Source organism: Kitasatospora sp. NPDC088779 (genome assembly GCF_040685395.1).
In the GTDB taxonomy this organism is placed as follows: Bacteria; Actinomycetota; Actinomycetes; order Streptomycetales; family Streptomycetaceae; genus Kitasatospora.
On sequence record NZ_JBFBHW010000011.1, the window covers coordinates 157,471 to 175,224 of the forward strand.

The following is a 17,754-nucleotide window of genomic DNA, read 5'->3' on the forward strand; positions in this document are numbered from 1 at the left end:
ACCCCATTGCATGGAGGACGTGACGTGGCGAACGACGCCAGCACCGTTTTCGACGTAGTCATTCTCGGAGGCGGAAGCGGCGGTTACGCCGCGGCGCTCCGCGCCGCTCAGCTGGGCCTGAGCGTCGCCCTGGTCGAGAAGGGGGAGCTGGGCGGCACCTGCCTGCACCGCGGCTGCATCCCGACCAAGGCTCTGCTGCACGCCGCCGAGATCGCGGACGAGACGAAGGAGGCCGCCGAGTTCGGCGTTCTGGCCACCTTCCAGGGCATCGACATCAACGGCGTCCACAAGTACAAGGACGACGTCATCGCCGGCCTGTACAAGGGCCTCCAGGGCCTGGTCGCCTCCCGCAAGGTCACCTTCATCCAGGGCGCGGGCAAGCTCTCCTCGCAGACCTCGGTGGACGTCAACGGCCAGCGCATCGAGGGCCGCCACATCGTCCTGGCCACCGGCTCCGTGCCGCGCTCGATCCCGGGCCTGGAGATCGACGGCAACCGCGTGATCTCCTCGGACCACGCCCTCAAGCTCGACCGCATCCCGAAGTCGGCCGTCATCCTCGGCGGCGGCGTGATCGGCGTCGAGTTCGCCTCGGTCTGGAAGTCCTTCGGCGTCGAGGTCACCATCGTCGAGGCGCTGCCGCACCTCGTCCCGCTGGAGGACGAGAACTCCTCCAAGCTGCTGGAGCGCGCGTTCCGCAAGCGCGGCATCAAGTTCGAGCTGAAGGCCCGCTTCTCGGGCGTCGAGTACACCGAGGCCGGTGTCCGCGTCTCCACCGAGAACGGCAAGCAGATCGACGCCGACCTGCTGCTCGTCGCCATCGGCCGCGGCCCGGTCTCGTCCGGCCTCGGCTACGAGGAGAACGGCGTCGCGATGGACCGCGGCTACGTCCTGGTCGACGAGTACATGCGCACCAACGTGCCCACCATCTCGGCCGTCGGCGACCTCGCCCCGACCCTGCAGCTGGCCCACGTCGGCTTCGCCGAGGGCATCCTGGTCGCCGAGCGCCTGGCCGGCCTCAAGCCGGTGCCGATCGACTACGACGGCGTCCCGCGCGTGACCTACTCCAACCCCGAGGTGGCCTCCGTCGGCATCTCCGAGGCCAAGGCCGTCGAGCTGTACGGCAAGGAGAAGGTCGTCACCCTCAAGTACAACCTGGCCGGCAACGGCAAGAGCAAGATCCTGAAGACCGCCGGCGAGATCAAGCTCGTCCAGGTCAAGGACGGCGCCGTGGTCGGCGTCCACATGGTCGGCGCCCGCATGGGCGAGCAGGTCGGCGAAGCTCAGCTGATCTACAACTGGGAGGCCCTGCCGGCCGAGGTCGCGCAGCTCATCCACGCGCACCCGACCCAGTCCGAGGCCCTGGGCGAGGCGCACCTGGCGCTGGCCGGCAAGCCGCTGCACGCGCACGACTGATCACGCCACCACCCCCCATTTCCAGTACGCAAGACTTGATAGGAGTCGCTGAAACCATGGCGGTCTCAGTAACACTGCCCGCGCTGGGCGAGAGCGTTTCCGAGGGCACCGTCACCCGTTGGCTGAAGGCCGAGGGTGAGCGTGTCGAGGTCGACGAGCCGCTGCTCGAGGTGTCGACCGACAAGGTCGACACCGAGATCCCGTCGCCGGCCTCCGGCATCCTGGCCTCGATCAAGGTCGGCGAGGACGAGACCGTCGACGTCGGCGCCGAGCTGGCGATCATCGACGACGGCTCCGGTGCCCCGGTCGCCGCTGCGGCCCCGGTCGCCGAGGCCGCGCCCGTCGCCGCCCCGGCCCCGGTCGTGGAGGCGCCCGCCGCCCCCGCCCCGGTCGCCGCTGCCGCCCCGGCGGCTCCGGCTGCCGCTCCGGCTGCCGACGCCACCCCGGTCCTGCTGCCCGCGCTGGGCGAGTCGGTCACCGAGGGCACCGTCACCCGTTGGCTGAAGGCCGAGGGCGAGACGGTCGAGGTCGACGAGCCGCTGCTCGAGGTCTCCACCGACAAGGTCGACACCGAGATCCCGTCGCCGATCGCCGGTGTCGTGGTGAAGATCCTGGTCGGCGAGGACGAGACCGCCGAGGTCGGCGCCCAGCTCGCGCTGATCGGTGCCGCGGGTGCCGTCGCCGCCGCCCCGGCCCCGGTCGCCGCCCCGGCCCCCGTGGCTGCCCCGGCTCCGGTCGCCGCTCCGGCTCCGGTGGCCGCTCCGGCTGCCCCGGCCCCCGTCGCTCCGGCCGCGCCGGCTCCGGTCGCCGCCGCGCCGGCCCCGGTGGCCCCGGCCGCGCCCGCTCCGGTCGCCGCTCCGGCTCCCGTCGCCCCGGCCGCGCCGGCTGCCCCGGTGGCCGACGCCGGTGACGCCTACGTCACCCCGCTGGTGCGCAAGCTCGCCGCCGAGCACGGTGTCGAGCTGTCCTCCGTCGCCGGTACCGGCGTCGGCGGCCGCATCCGCAAGCAGGACGTCGTCGCCGCCGCGGAGGCCGCCAAGGCCGCCCCGGCCCCGGTCGCCGCCGCCGCTCCGGCCGCTGCGCCGAAGGCCGCCGCCGCGCCGTCCGCCCTGCGCGGCCAGACGGTCAAGATGACCCGCATGCGCAAGGTCATCGGCGACAACATGCTGAAGGCCCTGCACGAGCAGGCCCAGCTGACCAGCGTGGTCGAGGTGGACGTCACCAAGATCATGTCGCTGCGCGGCAAGGCCAAGGAGGGCTTCCTCGCCCGCGAGGGCGTCAAGCTGTCCCCGATGCCGTTCTTCGTCAAGGCCGCCGCCCAGGCGCTGAAGACCCACGCGGTCGTCAACGCCCGGATCAACGAGGCCGAGGGCACCATCACCTACTTCGACACCGAGAACATCGGTATCGCGGTGGACTCCGAGAAGGGTCTGATGACCCCGGTCATCAAGGGTGCGGGCGACCTCAACATCGCCGGCATCTCGAAGAAGACCGCCGAGCTGGCCGCCAAGGTCCGCGACAGCAAGATCACCCCGGACGAGCTGTCCGGCGCCACCTTCACCATCAGCAACACCGGCTCGCGCGGTGCGCTGTTCGACACCGTGATCGTGCCGCCGAACCAGGTCGCCATCCTGGGCATCGGTGCCACCGTCAAGCGCCCGGTGGTCATCGAGGCCGACGGCGGCACCGCCATCGGCATCCGTGACATGACCTACCTGTCGCTCTCCTACGACCACCGCCTGGTGGACGGCGCCGACGCCGCCCGCTACCTGGTCGCGGTCAAGGAGATCCTGGAGGCCGGCGAGTTCGAGGTCGAGCTCGGCCTGTAAGGCACTGCCGGTCCGCGGTTTCGGCTGCACGGAGCCCCGCGTCGTCCCTGGACGGCGCGGGGCTCCGCCGTTGCCCGGGCCCGCCTGCTGTCCGCCTGCTTCCGGCCGCGTCCGGTTGTCTCGGGCCGCGCCTGGCTGCGTCGAACATCACCAGCGTTTCGCCGGGCCATGGCATGCGCGGGGGCTTGCGAACGGGGATGCTGGAGCGGTGATGGACGAGACCGACTTCTGGCAGATGATCGACGAGACCCGGGAGGACGCCGACGGCGATCCGGACGAGCAGGCCGACCGGCTGGTGGAACGGCTGGTCCAGCTGACCCCGGACGACGTCATCGACTTCGCCCGGCTGTTCGAGGCCCGGTTCCAGCGGGCCTACCGCCACGACCTCTGGGGCGCCGCCTACCTGCTGCTGGACGGCGCCTCCGACGACACCTTCGACTACTTCCGCTGCTGGCTGATCGGCCAGGGCCGGGACGTCTTCGAGGGCGCCCTGTTCGAGCCTGACGACCTGGCGGACCTGCTGCCCGAGTTCGACGAGGAGGAGGACGGCGAGGCCGAGGACCTCGGCTACGCCGCCGACGAGGCGTACGAACAGCTGACCGGACTTCCGCTGCCCGAGGTGGGCGGGCGGCAGTCCGGCCGACCGGCCGGGGCCGCGCTGGACTTCGACGACCCGGACGTCATGGCGAAACGGTTTCCCAAGCTCTGGGAGCGCTACGGGGATTAGGACGCGTCAGACACGCCCACGGCATGAGCGGGGCCGGACGCGTCAGGCGGTGCTGCCGCCGCCGGACGTGCCGTCCTGCTTGACGCCCTTGAGGATCTGGTCCAGCACGGACGCGTCCGGCGCGCTCGGGGTGTCGTCCACCCCGCCCTCGAACACCACGAAGCCGCCGCCCTTGGCCGGGACGGCCGCCAGCAGGACGTAGCCCTGGGTGCCGTCCGCGGTGCGGATGTGCCAGCGCACGGCGTAGCCGGACACGCCCGCGACGGTCGTGTAGCCGGAGCCGGAGTCGGTGTGCGAGCTGATCCCGGTGAAGATCTGGCCAGCGTACGCGGGCATCGTGGCCTCGGCGGCCGTCTTGGCGGTGACGCCCTGGACGGTGTCCTTCTCCACCGAGAACTGGCCGCGGATGCAGGAGCTGCCGTCCGGGCAGGTGTAGCGGCCGGTGCCCAGGTAGACCGTGGAGTGCGGGGAGTTGGGCGCCACGTCCCAGCCGTCGAACACCGGGACGGTGATCGCGTGCTGGGCGTCCGGGACGGTGCTCCTGACGGTCGGCGCCGGCTTGGGCGCGGGCGTCGGGGCGGACGTGCCCACCGTGGGGCTCGGGGCGGGGCCGCTCCGGGTGATGGTGACCGTCGGGTTCGGGGCCGGGTCGGCCTGCGGGGAGCCGCCACTGAGCACGATCCCGGCGACGATCCCGCCCACGGCGAGGACGGCGACCGCGATGCCGACGACCAGGCCGGGCCTCATCCGGCGGGGCGCCGGCTGCTGCGGCGGGTAGCCCGGCGCCGGGTAGCCGTAGCCCGCGCCCTGGGCGGGGTAGCCGTCCTGGGCCGGGTAGTAGCCGTCCTGGCCCGGGTAGCCGTAGCCCGGGGCGGGGGCGCTGCCCGGGTAGCCGGGGGCGTCCTGCGGACCGCCGTAGCCGTACCCGGGCTGCCGGCCGGGGGGCTGCCAGCCCTGGGTGGGGGCGTCGGCGAGGTGGCCGACGCCGCCCTGGAGCGGGCGCAGCTCGCTGGTCCAGGCGTTGCCGTCCCACCAGCGCTCGTGACCGGGGGTGCCGTCCGCACCGGGGACCGGGTACCACCCGGGGGGCGTCGAGTTGCTCACGGCCGTACGGTACCCGGCGGGGTGCTGGTCCAGACAGAGCGGATCGGTCACGACTCTGCACCACCCGCCACATCTGACCACCCGCCACATCTGACCACTCGTCAGATGTGGCGGCCGGCAAGGCCGGTCGGGCGGGTCAGTCCGCCAGGCGGCGGGCCATCCAGATGTCGTCCACGTAGGACCCGTCGATCAGGAACTCCTCCGCCAGCGAGCCCTCGACGACGAAGCCGCAGCCCTCGTAGAGGCGGCGGGCCGGGGCGTTCCAGCCGAGCACCCGCAGGGTCAGCTTGCGCGCGCCCGCGGCCCGGGCGGCCTCGCAAGCCGCCTCGACCAGGCGCCGGCCGACACCCCGGCCGCGGGCCGTGCCGTCGACGACCAGGCCCTGGATCTGCCGGACGTGCCGGTTGCTGGCCAGCGGGGTCGGCGGGACCTGGCGGACGTAGCCGACCACCCGGCCGTCCAGGAGGGCGACCAGGTACTGCTCCGGGGTGTGCCGTTCGTCGAAGACGCCGTCCTCCTCGGGCGGCTGCGGGGAGACGTCGGCCAGCGGGGACCAGGCGGCACGGTTGAGAACGGCGAGTTCGCCCTCGTCCTCGGGTTGAGCTGGGCGGATGATCAGATTGTCCTCGTGCATGCGCGTCATGCTAATGAGGCGCATGCCGACATGACAGGGCTTGAGGAACTGGGAGGATGGACGCATGCGCATCGCTGTCACGGGCTCCACGGGATTGATCGGTTCGGCTCTCGTCCGCTCCCTGCTGGCGGACGGCCACGAGGTGGTCCGGCTGGTCCGGCGCCGCTCCAGGACGGGCCCGCAGCCCGACGGCAGCACGGCCATCGGCTGGAACCCGCTGCTCGGCCAGGTCGAGCAGGACGGACTGGCCGGGGTCGAGGCGGTCGTGCACCTGGCCGGCGCCGGGGTCGGCGACCACCGCTGGACGGACGCCTACAAGCGGGAGATCCGGGAGAGCCGGGCACTCGGCACCGAGACGCTGGCCGTCGCGCTGGCCGCGCTCAAGGAGCCGCCCCGGGTGCTGGTCAGCGCCTCCGCCGTCGGCTGGTACGGGCAGACCGGCGACCGGGTGATCGACGAGGACTCCCCCGCCGGCGACGACTTCCTGGCCGAGGTCTGCGTCGAGTGGGAGGCGGCCGCGCGGCCGGCCGAGCTGGCCGGCATCCGGGTCGTCCACCCGCGCACCGGGATGGTGCTGTCCGCGGCCGGCGGGGCCGGCGCGCGGCTGTTCCCGCTGTTCAAGCTGGGTCTGGGCGGGCGGCTCGGCGACGGACGGCAGTACTGGAGCTTCATCTCACTGGCCGACCAGGTCGCCGCGCTGCGGTTCCTGATCGACCGGGACGACCTCTCCGGCGCCGTCAACCTCACCGCGCCCGACCCCGTCACCAACGCCGAGCTGACGGCGGCGCTCGGGCGGGTGCTCCGGCGGCCGACCCCGTTCCCGGTGCCGGAGGCGGTGCTCAAGGTGGTGCTCGGCGAGCTGGCGGTCGAGGTGGTCGGCAGCCACCGGGTGGTGCCGCGGCGGCTGCTGGACGCGGGCTTCCGCTTCGCGCACCCGGACGTGGACGCGGCGGTGCGCGCGGCGCTGTGAGTGGCGCTGTGAGTGGCGCTGTGAGTGGCGGTGCGCGCGGCGCTGTGAGTGGCGCCGGGATGGTGCGCACGGTGCTGTGAGTGACGCTGGGGGCGACCGGCGTCGCGGAGCCCTGCCGTCCGCCGCGGGGCTCCGGTGCGGGCTCCGCCGCAGGGCTCCGGTACGTCCCGCTGCGTACGGTGGCTACGGCATTCGCCCTGGCCAGGGGCATATGCCGGGCGGAGATCGGGTGGGGGTCGGACGGGGCTCCGGGAGGGGGCGCATGGGAGCACACACCAGGCGCGTCGCACGCCCCCGGTGACCGTGCGCGCCCGCCGACCCCGGAACCCGGCCCCAACGGCGCACTGTCCGTGACCGCGCTCCCGCCCGGTGCCGCGCGCCCCCTCTCGCCCCTTGGATCGGGCCCGATGCGCTTGTCTGATGCTCACACTGACTGGGCATCACACCGTCGGACCGTGTCCCGGCACCCCGCTGCCTGCGTCGGCCGGAGCCCCGGGACCAGGGAGGGAGCACGCCAGTGCCCACATACGACTTCACCCGCCGCGCCCGCCGCCCGTCCGACCCTGACGTCATCGTCATCGGCGCCGGACTCGCCGGCCTGGCCGCCGCACGCACGCTCACCGGCCGCGGCCTCACCGTGCAGATCCTTGAGGCCACGGAGCGGATCGGCGGCCGGATGGCCACCCGCGAACTGGACGGATTCCGGCTCGACGACGGCAGCCACCTGCTGAACACCGCCTTCCCCGAACTCCGCCGCGTCCTCGACCTCGACCGCCTCGACCTGCGCCCACTCGCGGCCGGAGTCCTCGTGCACAGCGGCGGCCGGCGCTACCGCACCGGGGACCCGCAGCTCACCACCGCCCGGCAGGCCGCCACCCGCGCCCCACTCGGCAGCCCGCTGGACAAGGCCCGGCTCGGCAGCTGGCTCGGCCGGCTCGCCACCACCCCCGCCAGCCGCCTCAAGGCCCGCCCGGAGACCACCACCGCCCGCGCGCTGGCCGGCCACGGGCTCGCCCCGCGCACCCTCGACGGCTTCCTACGGCCACTGCTCAGCGCGCTGCTCAGCGACCCCGCCCTCGGCACCAGCAGCCGGATCGCCGACCTGGTCCTGCGCTCCTACGCGCGCGGGCGGCTCTGTCTGCCCGCCGGCGGGATCGCGGCCGTGCCGGCCCAGCTGGCCACCACCCTGCCCGCCGGCACCGTACGCACCGGGGTGCAGGTCACCTCGATCGCCGCCGACGGCGTGGAGACCGCCACCCACGGGCGGATCGGCGCCCAGGCCGTCGTCCTCGCCACCGACGCCCGCTCCGCCGCCGAACTGCTGCCCGGGCTACGACTGCCGGACTTCCACCCCGTCACGACCTTCTACCACGCGGCCGACCGCACCCCGCTGGGTGAGGCCGTCCTGCTGCTCGACGGCGACCGGCCCGGCGGGCAGCCGCCGCTGGTCTCGCACTCCCTGGTGCTCAGCGAACTGCACCCCTCGTACGCCCCTGCCGGGCAGGCACTGATCGCCACCACCGTGCTCGGGCGGCGCTCCTTCGACTCGGGTGGCCCGGCCGGGCTGGAACCGGCGGTCCGGGCCCGGCTCGCCGAGCTGTACGGCGCCTCGACCACCGGCTGGCAGTTCCTGAACGTGCGGCACGTCCCGGACGCGCTGCCCGCGATGCCGCCGCCGCACAATCCCCGGCGCCCGGTGCGGGTGCTGGCCGGGCTGTACGTCGCCGGGGACCACCGGGACACCAGCACCGTGCAGGGCGCGCTGGTCTCCGGGCGGCGGGCGGCGCAGGCGGTGCTGCGCGACCTCGGCGTCCCGACCAACGCCCGGGAGGCCGAGGCGGCGGCCTGAGCCTGGCGGGGTCGGCCTGCGGGCTCCCCGTCCGGCTCCCGGCCCGTCCGGCTCCCGGCCCGGCGGGCTCCGGGTCCGGCTCCGGCTCCGGCTCCCGGCCCGGTGGGCTCCGGGTCTGGCTCCGGGGACACGCTGACGACCTGCCGGTGGGTGACGGAGCGGCGACATGCCAGGATGCCGACATGACCGCTCATCGGATGATTTACACCGTACGGCCGGTTGCGCGGTGAGCGCCGCCGTCCAGCCGGTGGCCCTGATCCTGATCCCCGCCGCGGCCGTCGCCGCGCCGCTGCTCGCCGACCGCCTGCTGCGGTGGATCGCCGTCCCGACCGTCGTGTTCGAGATCCTGCTCGGCGTCCTGATCGGCCCCGACGTCCTGAACTGGGCGCACGTCGACGACCTGGTCAACGCGCTCTCCCAGTTCGGCCTGGCCATGCTGATGTTCCTGGCCGGGTACGAGATCGACTTCGCCAAGCTGCGCGGCGGCCCGCTGAAACGGGCGGGCACCGCGTGGCTGGTCACGCTCGTGGCGGCGCTCGGCGTGGGCGCGCTGGTCAACCGGGACCCGCTGAACGGCGCCTTCGCCGGGCTCGCGCTCACCACCACCGCCCTCGGAACCATCCTGCCGATCCTCCGCGACTCCGGCGAACTCCCCACCCCCTTCGGATCGTTGGTGATGGCCACCGGGGCGGTCGGCGAGTTCGGGCCGATCATCGCGATCGCCATCCTGCTCAGCGGCAACTCCCCGGTCCGGACGGCCGTCATCCTCGGCGCCTTCGCGGTGATCACCGCCGTCGCGGTCCTCGGCGCACGCCGCCCCCGGCCCGGCTGGGCCACCCGGCTCATCGAGCGCACCCTGCGCACCTCCGGGCAGTTCGCGGTCCGGGCGGTGATCCTGGTGCTCGCCGTCATGGTGGCCGCCGCGATCTGGCTCGACCTGGACATGCTGCTCGGCGCCTTCACCGCCGGGATCGTCTCCCGGCTGCTGCTCTCCGACATCCGCCGGGCCGAGGAGGAGGTGATCGAGGCCAAGCTGGAGAGCATCGGCTTCGGTTTCCTGGTGCCGGTGTTCTTCGTGGTCAGCGGGATGAACTTCGACCTGTCCGCCCTGCTGGACGACCCCGGCACGATACTGCTCGTCCCGGTGTTCCTGCTGCTGCTCCTGGCCGTGCGCGGGCTGCCCGCCGGGCTGCTCGCCCCGGCCGGACTCGGCCGACGGGACCGCACGGCGCTCGGGCTCTACGGCGCGACGGCGCTGCCGCTGGTCGTGGTGATCACCACCATCGAGGTGGACGACGGTCACCTGCCGTCCTCGACGGCCGCCGCGCTGGTCGGCGCCGGCTTGCTCTCGGTGCTGGTGTTCCCGCTGGTGGCGCAGCGGGTGCGCGGCGGCGTCCGGCCGCCCGCACCGGAGGCCGGGCAGCCGCGCGTCCGGGCCGAGAGCTGGTGAGCCGCTTCGCCCCCGCCCGTCGCCGAGGCGGTCCTAGCCGCCGCCGGGGCACTCGGAGCCGGAGCCGGTGCCGGGCGGACGAGCCCTTCGGCCCGGGGCGGACCCGGGCCGGACGGGTTTCCAGGGCCGCCGGGGCTCGCCCGACCGGCCCCTCTTCGACAGGTCCTCAGATCACGCCGGCCTGGCGGGCCGTCTCCTCGAAGGCGCGGGCCACCGGGCTGCCCCGGTAGGGGGTGAGGCGGCGGTGGAAGTCCCGGACGTACTCCAGCGAGCGGGCCGAGCGCATCTCCCCCGCCGCCCGCAGCGCGTCGGTGGCCATGGTGCAGGCCTCGTCGAGGTCCCCCATGCCGAGCCGGGCGGTGGCCAGCACCAGCCGGCAGAAGATCCGGCTGCGCGCGTAGGCGGGTGAGCGCAGCCGCAGCGACTTCTCGGCGTGCTGCGCGGAGGTGCGCCACTGCTGGAGGTCGCGGTAGCAGTGGGCGAACTCGTCGGAGAGCTGGGCCTCGTCGAAGTACCGCGCCCAGGAGGGCAGTTCGTCTCCGACCCGGGCCGCGGCCAGCGCCCGCTCGGAGCGCACCAGGGCGGTGGTGCAGGCCCGGACGTCGCCCAGCAGGCCGTGCCCGCGCGCCTCGGCGGCGTGCATCAGCGACTGGACCACCGGCGGCACGGCGGTGCCCACGCCCTGCTGAGCGACCCTGGCCAGTTGGACGGCCTCCCGGCCGTGGCCCAGGTGGACGGCCTGCTGGCTCATCGTCACCAGGACGTACCCGCCGAGCGCGCGGTCCCCGGCGGCCTGGGACAGGCGCAGCGCCTGGACGAAGTAGCGCTGGGCGAGGCCGTGCGCGGCGATGTCGAAGGACGTCCAGCCGGCCAGCCTGGTCAGGTCGGCGACGGCGCCGAACAGCGCCCGGCCGATCTGCTCGCCGTAGCGGCCGCGCAGCATCGGCTCGGCCTCGCTCTCCAGGTAGCGGACCAGCGCCTGCCGGGCGTGCCCGCCGCCGTAGGCGTGATCGAGCGCCCGGAAGAGGTCGCCGACGGCGCGGATGGCGGCGATGTCGCCGCGACCGACCCGCAGGGCGGGGCGCGACTCGCGGGCCGGTTCGGTGTACGGCGGCTCGACGGCGGTCGGCGGGCGCCGGCTCTGGGTGGGCACCCGGCCGATGGTGGGCCCGGCGGGGCCGGCCGCGCCCGGCACGGGGCGCATGCCGGGGGCCCCGTGGTGGGCCTGGCCGCGCGCCGGGCTCGGAGGGGGAGCGCCGGGCGCGGGGGGCACGCTCTGGGCGGGCGCGGCGGACGCTGCGGATGCTGCCGTCACGGCGGATGCCGCGGTGACGGCGGTACCGGCAGTGGCGGCGGGCGGACCGGTGGGCGGGCCGGTGGCGACATCGGGGCGGGCCATCGTCGAGCCGTCCCGGGCGACGCGCTCGTCCGTGCGGCCGATCAGCCAGTCCCGGCTGGGGACGACCAGGCCCGCCGGGGTGAAGGCGATCCGGCGCAGTTCGGACTGCGGGCCGTTGTCCTTGCGCCACATGCTCGCCACGATGTCCACCGCCTCCTGCGGGGTCTCGGCGAACTCCAGGCCCGCGTACACCGGGGCGCAGGCGTCCAGGCCGAGGTCCTGGGCGGTGAGGCGGCGGCCGAGGCGGCGGGTGAAGACCTCGGCGATCAGCGCGGGGGTGGCGCCGCGGGGCTGCTGGCCGCGCAGCCAGCGGGTGACCGAGGTCTTGTCGTAGCGCAGGTCGAGGCCGTGTTCCAGGCCGAGCTGGTCGACCCGGCGGGCCAGGCCCGCGTGCGAGAAGCCGGCTTCCTCGATGAGCGCGGCGAGTTGGCCGTTCTGCGGGGCCGGGCCGGAGTGCCCGGAGTGGCCGCCGACCGGCCCGGGGGCGGGGACGGCGGGTTCGTGCCGGTCGGTTGTGGCCTGCGCGGGCAGCCGCAGTTCGTCGGCGGTCGGGGCGTCGGCGGTCAGGGCGTCGGGGGCGTCCGGCAGGGTCCGGCCGACCGGGCCTCGGTGGTGGCCGAGCGGGTCGAGCGGTCCGTACGCCGGGCTGTCGGTTGCAGGCCGTTGGGGCATGTCAGTCAACACCTCTCGGACGTCGCACCGGGCTCTACCAGCACTTCGGCTGCCTGGGGCGGCGCCCCCTGTCGGGAATCGGCGTGAATGTAGCGAGCATTCGGGCGCTATGGGTGGATCTGACCGAGCAATCCTCCGAACGGGTGAAGCAACCGCGCCCATTGTGGGGAAGCGCGGTCGGCGCGGGTTTGGCCTTCCGCGGTCGAACCGTCGATCGGCCGTCATGGCGGTGAACACCACAGCCCACCGGGCTGCTGTGGTGGACCACCACATGGGAGCCGGGCCCCCGGATTTCCTAGCGTTCTCGGCCATGGACACCACTACAGCCCGCCCGCTCGACGGCCGGACGGCCCTGGTCACCGGGGCCGCCTCGGGCATCGGCCGGGCCTGCGCCGAGGCCTTCGCCGAGGCCGGCGCCCGGGTCTACGTCGTCGACCTCGCGGCCGGACCGGCCCGGGAGCTCGCCGAGCGGATCGGCGGCCGCGCCGTCGTCGCGGACCTCGCCGACCCGGAGGCCGTGGAGGCCCTGCCGGCCGACGCCGACATCGTGGTCAACAACGCCGGCCTCCAACACGTCGCGCCCGTCCACGAGTTCCCGCCCGACCGCTTCACCCTCATCCAACGCGTCATGGTCGAGGCGCCGTTCCGCATCCTGCGCCGCACTCTCCCGCACATGTACGAGCAGGAGTGGGGCCGGGTGGTCAACATCTCCTCCGTCCACGGCCTGCGGGCCAGCGCCTTCAAGTCCGCCTACGTCACCGCCAAGCACGCGTTGGAGGGCCTCAGCAAGACCGTCGCCCTGGAGGGTGCCCCCTACGGCGTCACCAGCAACTGCATCAACCCGGGCTACGTCCGAACTCCCCTGGTGGAGAAGCAGATCGCGAGCCAGGCGCTCGCCCACGGCATCCGCGAGGACGAGGTCGTCGAGCAGATCATGCTCGAACGCACGGCCGTCAAGCGCCTCATCGAGCCCGAGGAGATCGCCCAACTCGCCCTCTGGCTCTGCTCCCCGCCCGCCTCCTACATCACCGGCGCCAGCCTCCCCGTCGACGGCGGCTGGACGGCGCACTGAGCGGCGGCACCTGGCCGTCCTCCCCAGACCGACCCCCGGGACTATGTGGGCGGCCCACATAGTCCCGGGGAACGCGCCTCCCTACCTTGTGGCGACGTCCCTTGGGGCGGCGCCCCTCGGGACGACACTCCTCGGGGCGACGTCCCTGGGGGCGACATCCTCCCCCGGCCCGGAAGTGGTGACCATGAACGCCTCCGCACCAGCCACGGCAGCCACCCGCTCACTCCCTCGGGTCGTGGCCGCCAGTCTCATCGGGACCACCATCGAGTGGTACGACTACTTCTTGTACGGAACAGCGGCCGCGCTGGTGTTCAACAAGCTGTTCTTCCCGAACACCGATCCGCTGACGGGGACGCTGCTGTCCTTCCTCACCTACGCGATCGGGTTCGCCGCGCGACCGATCGGGGCGCTGGTGTTCGGGCACTTCGGGGACCGGGTCGGGCGGAAGAAGCTGCTCGTCGTCAGCCTGCTGCTGATGGGCGGGTCGACCACGCTGATCGGGGTGCTGCCCACCTACAGCTCCATCGGGGCGGCGGCGCCGGTGCTGTTGACGGTGCTGCGCCTGGTGCAGGGCTTCGCGCTCGGCGGGGAGTGGGGCGGGGCGGTGCTGCTGGTGTCGGAGCACGGGGACCAGCGGCGGCGCGGGTTCTGGGCGTCGTGGCCGCAGGGCGGGGCGCCGGCCGGGAACCTGCTGGCGGCGGGGGTGCTGTCGCTGCTGACGGCGGTGCTGTCGGAGGACGCGTTCCTGTCGTGGGGGTGGCGGGTGCCGTTCCTGCTGTCGGCGGTGCTGGTCGGGGTCGGGCTGTGGATCCGGCTGGCGGTGGACGAGTCGCCGCTGTTCAAGCAGGCGCTGGCGGCCCAGCAGCAGCGGAGGACCGCCGAACAGCCGCCGCTGGTGGCGGTGTTGCGCAACCACTGGCGGGAGGTGCTGGTGGCGATGGGCGCGCGGATGGCGGAGAACATCTCGTACTACGTGATGACCACCTTTGTGCTGACGTACGCCGTCACCCACGCGCACTTCTCCAAGCAGACCGCGCTGAACGCCGTACTGATCGGCTCCGCGATCCAGTTCGCGCTGATCCCGCTGTTCGGAGCACTGTCCGACCGGGTCGGACGCAAGCCGGTGTACCTGGTGGGCGCGGTCGGGGTGGGCGTCTGGGCGTTCGTCTTCTTCGGGCTGGTGGACACCAGGTCGTTCGGACAGCTGGTGGTCGCGGTGACGGTCGGGCTGGTCTTCCACAGCGCGATGTACGCACCGCAGGCGGCGTTCTTCTCCGAGCTGTTCGCCACCCGGATGCGCTACTCGGGCGCCTCGATCGGGGCCCAGTTCGCCTCGGTGGCCGCCGGCGCGCCCGCGCCGCTGATCGCGACCGCGCTGCTCAAGGACTACGGCAACGCCACCCCGATCTCGGTGTACGTGGCGATCGCGGCGGCGATCACCGTGCTGGCGGTGCTGTGCGGGCGGGAGACCAGGGGCAGCGACCTGGCGGACGTCGAGGCGGCGGTGGAGGCGGAGGCCGCCGCCGTGGCGGCCAAGCCCGCCACCGCCTGACGGCGGAGCCGCTACGATCGCGCTTCCGCCGGACCCGACGCCGATTGGCGGCACGCACCATGAACCACCCTCACGAAAGCGCCGCGCCCGCGCTGCGGCGGCTGCTCGACCTGCTCGCCTCCGGCGCCGCCACCGAGGACTTCGCCGACGTGCTGGCCGACGCCCGCCGCCGCGGGGCGCCGGCCGCCGTCCTCGCCGAGATCGACGACGCCACCTGGCAGGCCCTGCGGGTGCATCGCACGCTGCGTCAACACCGGCGCCGGGAGGCGGAGTTGACCGCACTGTTCGACACCGCCGGGGACCTCGCCGCCTCCCGGGAGCTGGACACCGTGCTCCAGGCGATCGTCCGCCGCGCCCGGATGCTGCTCGGCACCGACACCGCGTACCTGACCCTGCCGGACGAGGCCGCGGGCGACACCTACATGCGGGTCACCGACGGCTCCGTCTCCGTCCTGTTCCAGACCCTGCGGCTCAGTCTCGGCCACGGCCTGGGCGGCCTGGTCGCGCAGACCGCCCGCCCGTACGCCACCCCCGACTACCGCACCGACGAACGGTTCCACCACACCGGCACGATCGACGCGGGCGTGCTCGACGAGGGCCTGGTGGCGATCATCGGGGTGCCGCTGCTGCTCGGCGGCGAGGTCATCGGGGTACTGTTCGCCGCCGACCGCTCGCCCCGCGCCTTCTCCCCCGACGAGGTGGCGCTGCTGTGCACACTGGCCGCGCACGCCGCGATCGCCCTGGACACCGCCAAGTCGCTGGCCGACACCCGGGCCGCGCTCGCCGAACTGAACAGCGCCAACGAACTCGTCCGCGCCCACTCGGCCGCCGTCCAGCGCGCCGAGCAGGCCCACGACCGGCTCACCGACCTGGTGCTGCGCGGCGCCGAGGTGCCGGACGTCGCCGCCGCCGTCGCGGCCCTGCTGGGCGGCGAGATAGCGGTCCTCGACGCCGAGGGCGAGCCGCTGGCCGGGCGGTCCGCACCCGCCGGCGAGCTGGCGGAGGCGGTCGCCGCGTCCCGGGCCGAGGGGCGGTCCGTCCGGCACGGCGAGCTGTGGGTGTGCGCGGTGCTGGCCGGGCACGACGCCCTCGGCACCCTGGTGCTGCGCGGACGCCCCGGCCTCGACGACGCGGACCGGCGGCTGTTCGAACGGGCCAGCGTGGTGACCGCGCTGCTCCTGCTGCTGCGCCGCTCGGTGGCCGAGACCGAGAACAGGGTCCGCGGCGAACTGCTCACCGACCTGCTGACCGCCCCCGACCGCGATCCGGCCGGCCTCACCGCGCGCGGCCGCCGGCTCGGCGTCGACCTCGCCCGCCCGCACCTGGTCCTGGTCGCCGAACCGGCCGAACCCGCCGGGCCCCCCGTCCCCGACCGCGGCCGGCTGGCCGGCGCCGCCCGGCGGTACCTGTTCGGCTCCCGGGGCGTCAGCGCCGAGCACGGCGAGGCGGTGGTGCTGCTGGTGCCGGAGGCCGGCGACCCGGAGGAGGCCGCGCGGCAGGCCGCCGAGCGGCTGGCCCGGCTGGCCGGGTTCCCGGTCACCGTGGGCGCCGGCCGTCCGGCCGCCGGCCCGCCCGCGCTGGCCGCCTCGTACGCCGAGGGCCTGCGCTGCGTCCGGGCGCTGCGGGTGCTCGGCCGCGCCGGGGAGGGCGCCTCGGCCCGCGCGCTGGGCTTCCTCGGGGTGCTGCTCGGCGACGGGCACGACGTGGACGGCTTCGTCGGCTCGGCGCTCGGCCCGCTGCTCGCCTACGACGCCCGGCGCGGCACCGAACTGGTCCGCACCCTGCGCGCCTACTTCGACTGCGGCGGCAGCCTCACCCGCGCCAAGGACGAACTGCACGTCCACGTGAACACCGTCGTCCAACGGCTGGACCGGGTCGAGGCGCTGCTCGGCCCGGACTGGAACCACCCCGAGCGCTCGCTCGAACTCCAGCTGGCGCTGCGGCTGCAACTGCTCGCGGGGGGCTGAACGGTCCTCGCGGAGGTCTGATCGACCTCCTTGCGGAGGGCTGATCGGCCCTTGCGGGCGCGGCCCGTGCGGGCGCCCGAACGTCCCGTACGGGCGGCTGAACCGTCCGTACGGGCGTGGGCGTACAGTGGCGAGGTTGGTCTCGAACGCCTGGCAAGGAGCGGCAGCGGTGAGCGAGAACGTGCGTTTCGTTCGAATGGGGACAGGCGAGGGCGCCATCGCCTACCAGGAGGCCTGGGAGGAGCAGCAGCGCCTGCACGCGCTGCGAGTCGCGGACGAGATCCCCGACACCGTGCTGCTGCTGGAGCACCAGCCCGTCTACACGATGGGCAAGCGCACCAACCCCGCCGACCTGCCGCTGGACGGCACCCCGGTGGTCGAGGTCAACCGGGGCGGAGAGATCACCTGGCACGGCCCCGGCCAGCTGGTCGGCTACCCCATCGTCAAGCTGCCCGACCCGATCGACGTGGTCGCCTACGTCCGCCGGCTGGAGGAGGCGCTGATCCGCGCCTGCGCCGGATTCGGCGTCGGAACCACCCGGGTCGAGGGCCGCAGCGGCGTCTGGGTGCTGGGCGAGTCCATCCCGGACGCCGTGGTGGACCCGGCGCAGGTGGTGGACATCGGCAAGCTGACCCTGCGGATGGGCCTGCCGCTGGGCATCGACCCGCGGCTGGCCGGCCCCGAGTACGCGCCGTCCAACGCCGGCCAGCGCGGCGACGACCGCAAGCTCGCCGCGATCGGCGTCCGGGTCGCCCGCGGGGTCACCATGCACGGCTTCGCGCTCAACTGCGACCCCGACATGACCTGGTTCGACCGGATCGTGCCGTGCGGCATCCGGGACGCCGGCGTCGCCTCGCTCGCCGGTGAGCTGGGGCGCGACTTCACCGTCGGCGAGGCGCTGCCGATGGTCGAGCGGCACCTGGCGGACGTGTTCGCGGAGCTGCCCGAACCCGCGCTCACCCGCTGACCCGGGCCCGGGTCCTCACCCGGGTCCTCATCCGAGTCCGCCCTCGGGCCCGTCCTCGGGTCCTGCTCCGGATTCTTCCCCGTGTCCTGTTCCGGGTTCTCCCCCGGGAATCTACCGGCCAGTAGCTCTGTTGCCCTGCGATTGCGGGG

General features: G+C 74.2%; 13 protein-coding genes. 10 read left to right on the forward strand and 3 right to left on the reverse strand.

The genetic code is table 11. From position 1 onward, the window contains the following. The first annotated feature begins 24 nt into the window (after nt 1-24). The 3 genes from lpdA to AB0P03_RS13250 all read left to right on the forward strand — a co-directional run bounded on the left by lpdA (nt 25) and on the right by AB0P03_RS13250 (nt 3,969). A complete protein-coding gene (gene lpdA / locus AB0P03_RS13240; RefSeq protein ID WP_363580954.1) occupies nt 25-1,413 on the forward strand; it encodes a dihydrolipoyl dehydrogenase in 1,389 nt (462 codons plus the stop codon). Nucleotides 1,414-1,469: 56 nt separating this feature from the next. Beyond that, entirely contained in the window at nt 1,470-3,242 is a 1,773-nt protein-coding gene (sucB, locus tag AB0P03_RS13245; RefSeq protein WP_363628806.1) for a 2-oxoglutarate dehydrogenase, E2 component, dihydrolipoamide succinyltransferase, read from the forward strand. A gap of 211 nt (nt 3,243-3,453) precedes the next feature. Next, nucleotides 3,454-3,969: a DUF4240 domain-containing protein gene (locus AB0P03_RS13250; RefSeq protein WP_350885237.1), complete on the forward strand. Its 516-nt coding sequence runs from the start codon at nt 3,454-3,456 to the stop codon at nt 3,967-3,969. Nucleotides 3,970-4,011: 42 nt separating this feature from the next. On the opposite strand, the gene AB0P03_RS13255 is transcribed toward AB0P03_RS13250, so the two are convergent. Together AB0P03_RS13255 and AB0P03_RS13260 are read right to left on the reverse strand one after the other, a co-directional pair. Next, nucleotides 4,012-5,073 (reverse strand): DUF2510 domain-containing protein, encoded by a 1,062-nt coding sequence (locus tag AB0P03_RS13255; protein WP_363580950.1) that lies wholly within the window; start codon nt 5,071-5,073, stop codon nt 4,012-4,014. Nucleotides 5,074-5,209: 136 nt separating this feature from the next. Next, nucleotides 5,210-5,707, reverse strand: coding sequence for a GNAT family N-acetyltransferase (locus AB0P03_RS13260; protein WP_363580948.1), 498 nt, complete (start codon nt 5,705-5,707; stop codon nt 5,210-5,212). Nucleotides 5,708-5,771: 64 nt separating this feature from the next. On the opposite strand from AB0P03_RS13260, the gene AB0P03_RS13265 reads away from it, so the two are divergent. From AB0P03_RS13265 to AB0P03_RS13275, 3 genes are all read left to right on the forward strand, one after another. Beyond that, nucleotides 5,772-6,677, forward strand: coding sequence for a TIGR01777 family oxidoreductase (locus AB0P03_RS13265; protein ID WP_363372099.1), 906 nt, complete (start codon nt 5,772-5,774; stop codon nt 6,675-6,677). A gap of 517 nt (nt 6,678-7,194) precedes the next feature. After that, nucleotides 7,195-8,526, forward strand: coding sequence for an NAD(P)/FAD-dependent oxidoreductase (locus AB0P03_RS13270; RefSeq protein WP_363628808.1), 1,332 nt, complete (start codon nt 7,195-7,197; stop codon nt 8,524-8,526). Between the two features lie 226 nt (nt 8,527-8,752). After that, entirely contained in the window at nt 8,753-9,976 is a 1,224-nt protein-coding gene (locus AB0P03_RS13275; RefSeq protein WP_363580943.1) for a cation:proton antiporter, read from the forward strand. A 166-nt stretch (nt 9,977-10,142) separates the two neighbouring features. On the opposite strand, the gene AB0P03_RS13280 is transcribed toward AB0P03_RS13275, so the two are convergent. Beyond that, nucleotides 10,143-12,047: a regulator gene (locus tag AB0P03_RS13280; RefSeq protein WP_363628810.1), complete on the reverse strand. Its 1,905-nt coding sequence runs from the start codon at nt 12,045-12,047 to the stop codon at nt 10,143-10,145. 310 nt (nt 12,048-12,357) lie between these two features. Between AB0P03_RS13280 and AB0P03_RS13285 the strand changes: the two genes are divergently transcribed. The 4 genes from AB0P03_RS13285 to lipB all read left to right on the forward strand — a co-directional run bounded on the left by AB0P03_RS13285 (nt 12,358) and on the right by lipB (nt 17,605). After that, complete coding sequence (locus AB0P03_RS13285; RefSeq protein ID WP_363580939.1) at nt 12,358-13,119, forward strand: 3-hydroxybutyrate dehydrogenase; 762 nt, start codon at nt 12,358-12,360, stop codon at nt 13,117-13,119. A gap of 184 nt (nt 13,120-13,303) precedes the next feature. Continuing rightward, nucleotides 13,304-14,671, forward strand: coding sequence for an MFS transporter (locus tag AB0P03_RS13290; RefSeq protein WP_363628811.1), 1,368 nt, complete (start codon nt 13,304-13,306; stop codon nt 14,669-14,671). A gap of 59 nt (nt 14,672-14,730) precedes the next feature. Beyond that, nucleotides 14,731-16,638: a GAF domain-containing protein gene (locus AB0P03_RS13295; protein ID WP_363622279.1), complete on the forward strand. Its 1,908-nt coding sequence runs from the start codon at nt 14,731-14,733 to the stop codon at nt 16,636-16,638. Between the two features lie 169 nt (nt 16,639-16,807). Next, entirely contained in the window at nt 16,808-17,605 is a 798-nt protein-coding gene (gene lipB, locus AB0P03_RS13300) for a lipoyl(octanoyl) transferase LipB (protein ID WP_363580933.1), read from the forward strand. Nucleotides 17,606-17,754: the final 149 nt, after the last annotated feature.

Coding starts and splice junctions, on each gene's coding strand:
- AB0P03_RS13290 (WP_363628811.1), top strand. CDS start 13,304: ATGAACGCCTCCGCACCAGCCACGGCAGCCACCCGCTCACTCCCTCGG.
- sucB (WP_363628806.1), top strand. CDS start 1,470: ATGGCGGTCTCAGTAACACTGCCCGCGCTGGGCGAGAGCGTTTCCGAG.
- AB0P03_RS13265 (WP_363372099.1), top strand. CDS start 5,772: ATGCGCATCGCTGTCACGGGCTCCACGGGATTGATCGGTTCGGCTCTC.
- AB0P03_RS13295 (WP_363622279.1), top strand. CDS start 14,731: ATGAACCACCCTCACGAAAGCGCCGCGCCCGCGCTGCGGCGGCTGCTC.
- AB0P03_RS13260 (WP_363580948.1), bottom strand. CDS start 5,707: ATGCACGAGGACAATCTGATCATCCGCCCAGCTCAACCCGAGGACGAG.
- AB0P03_RS13285 (WP_363580939.1), top strand. CDS start 12,358: ATGGACACCACTACAGCCCGCCCGCTCGACGGCCGGACGGCCCTGGTC.
- AB0P03_RS13250 (WP_350885237.1), top strand. CDS start 3,454: ATGGACGAGACCGACTTCTGGCAGATGATCGACGAGACCCGGGAGGAC.
- AB0P03_RS13280 (WP_363628810.1), bottom strand. CDS start 12,047: ATGCCCCAACGGCCTGCAACCGACAGCCCGGCGTACGGACCGCTCGAC.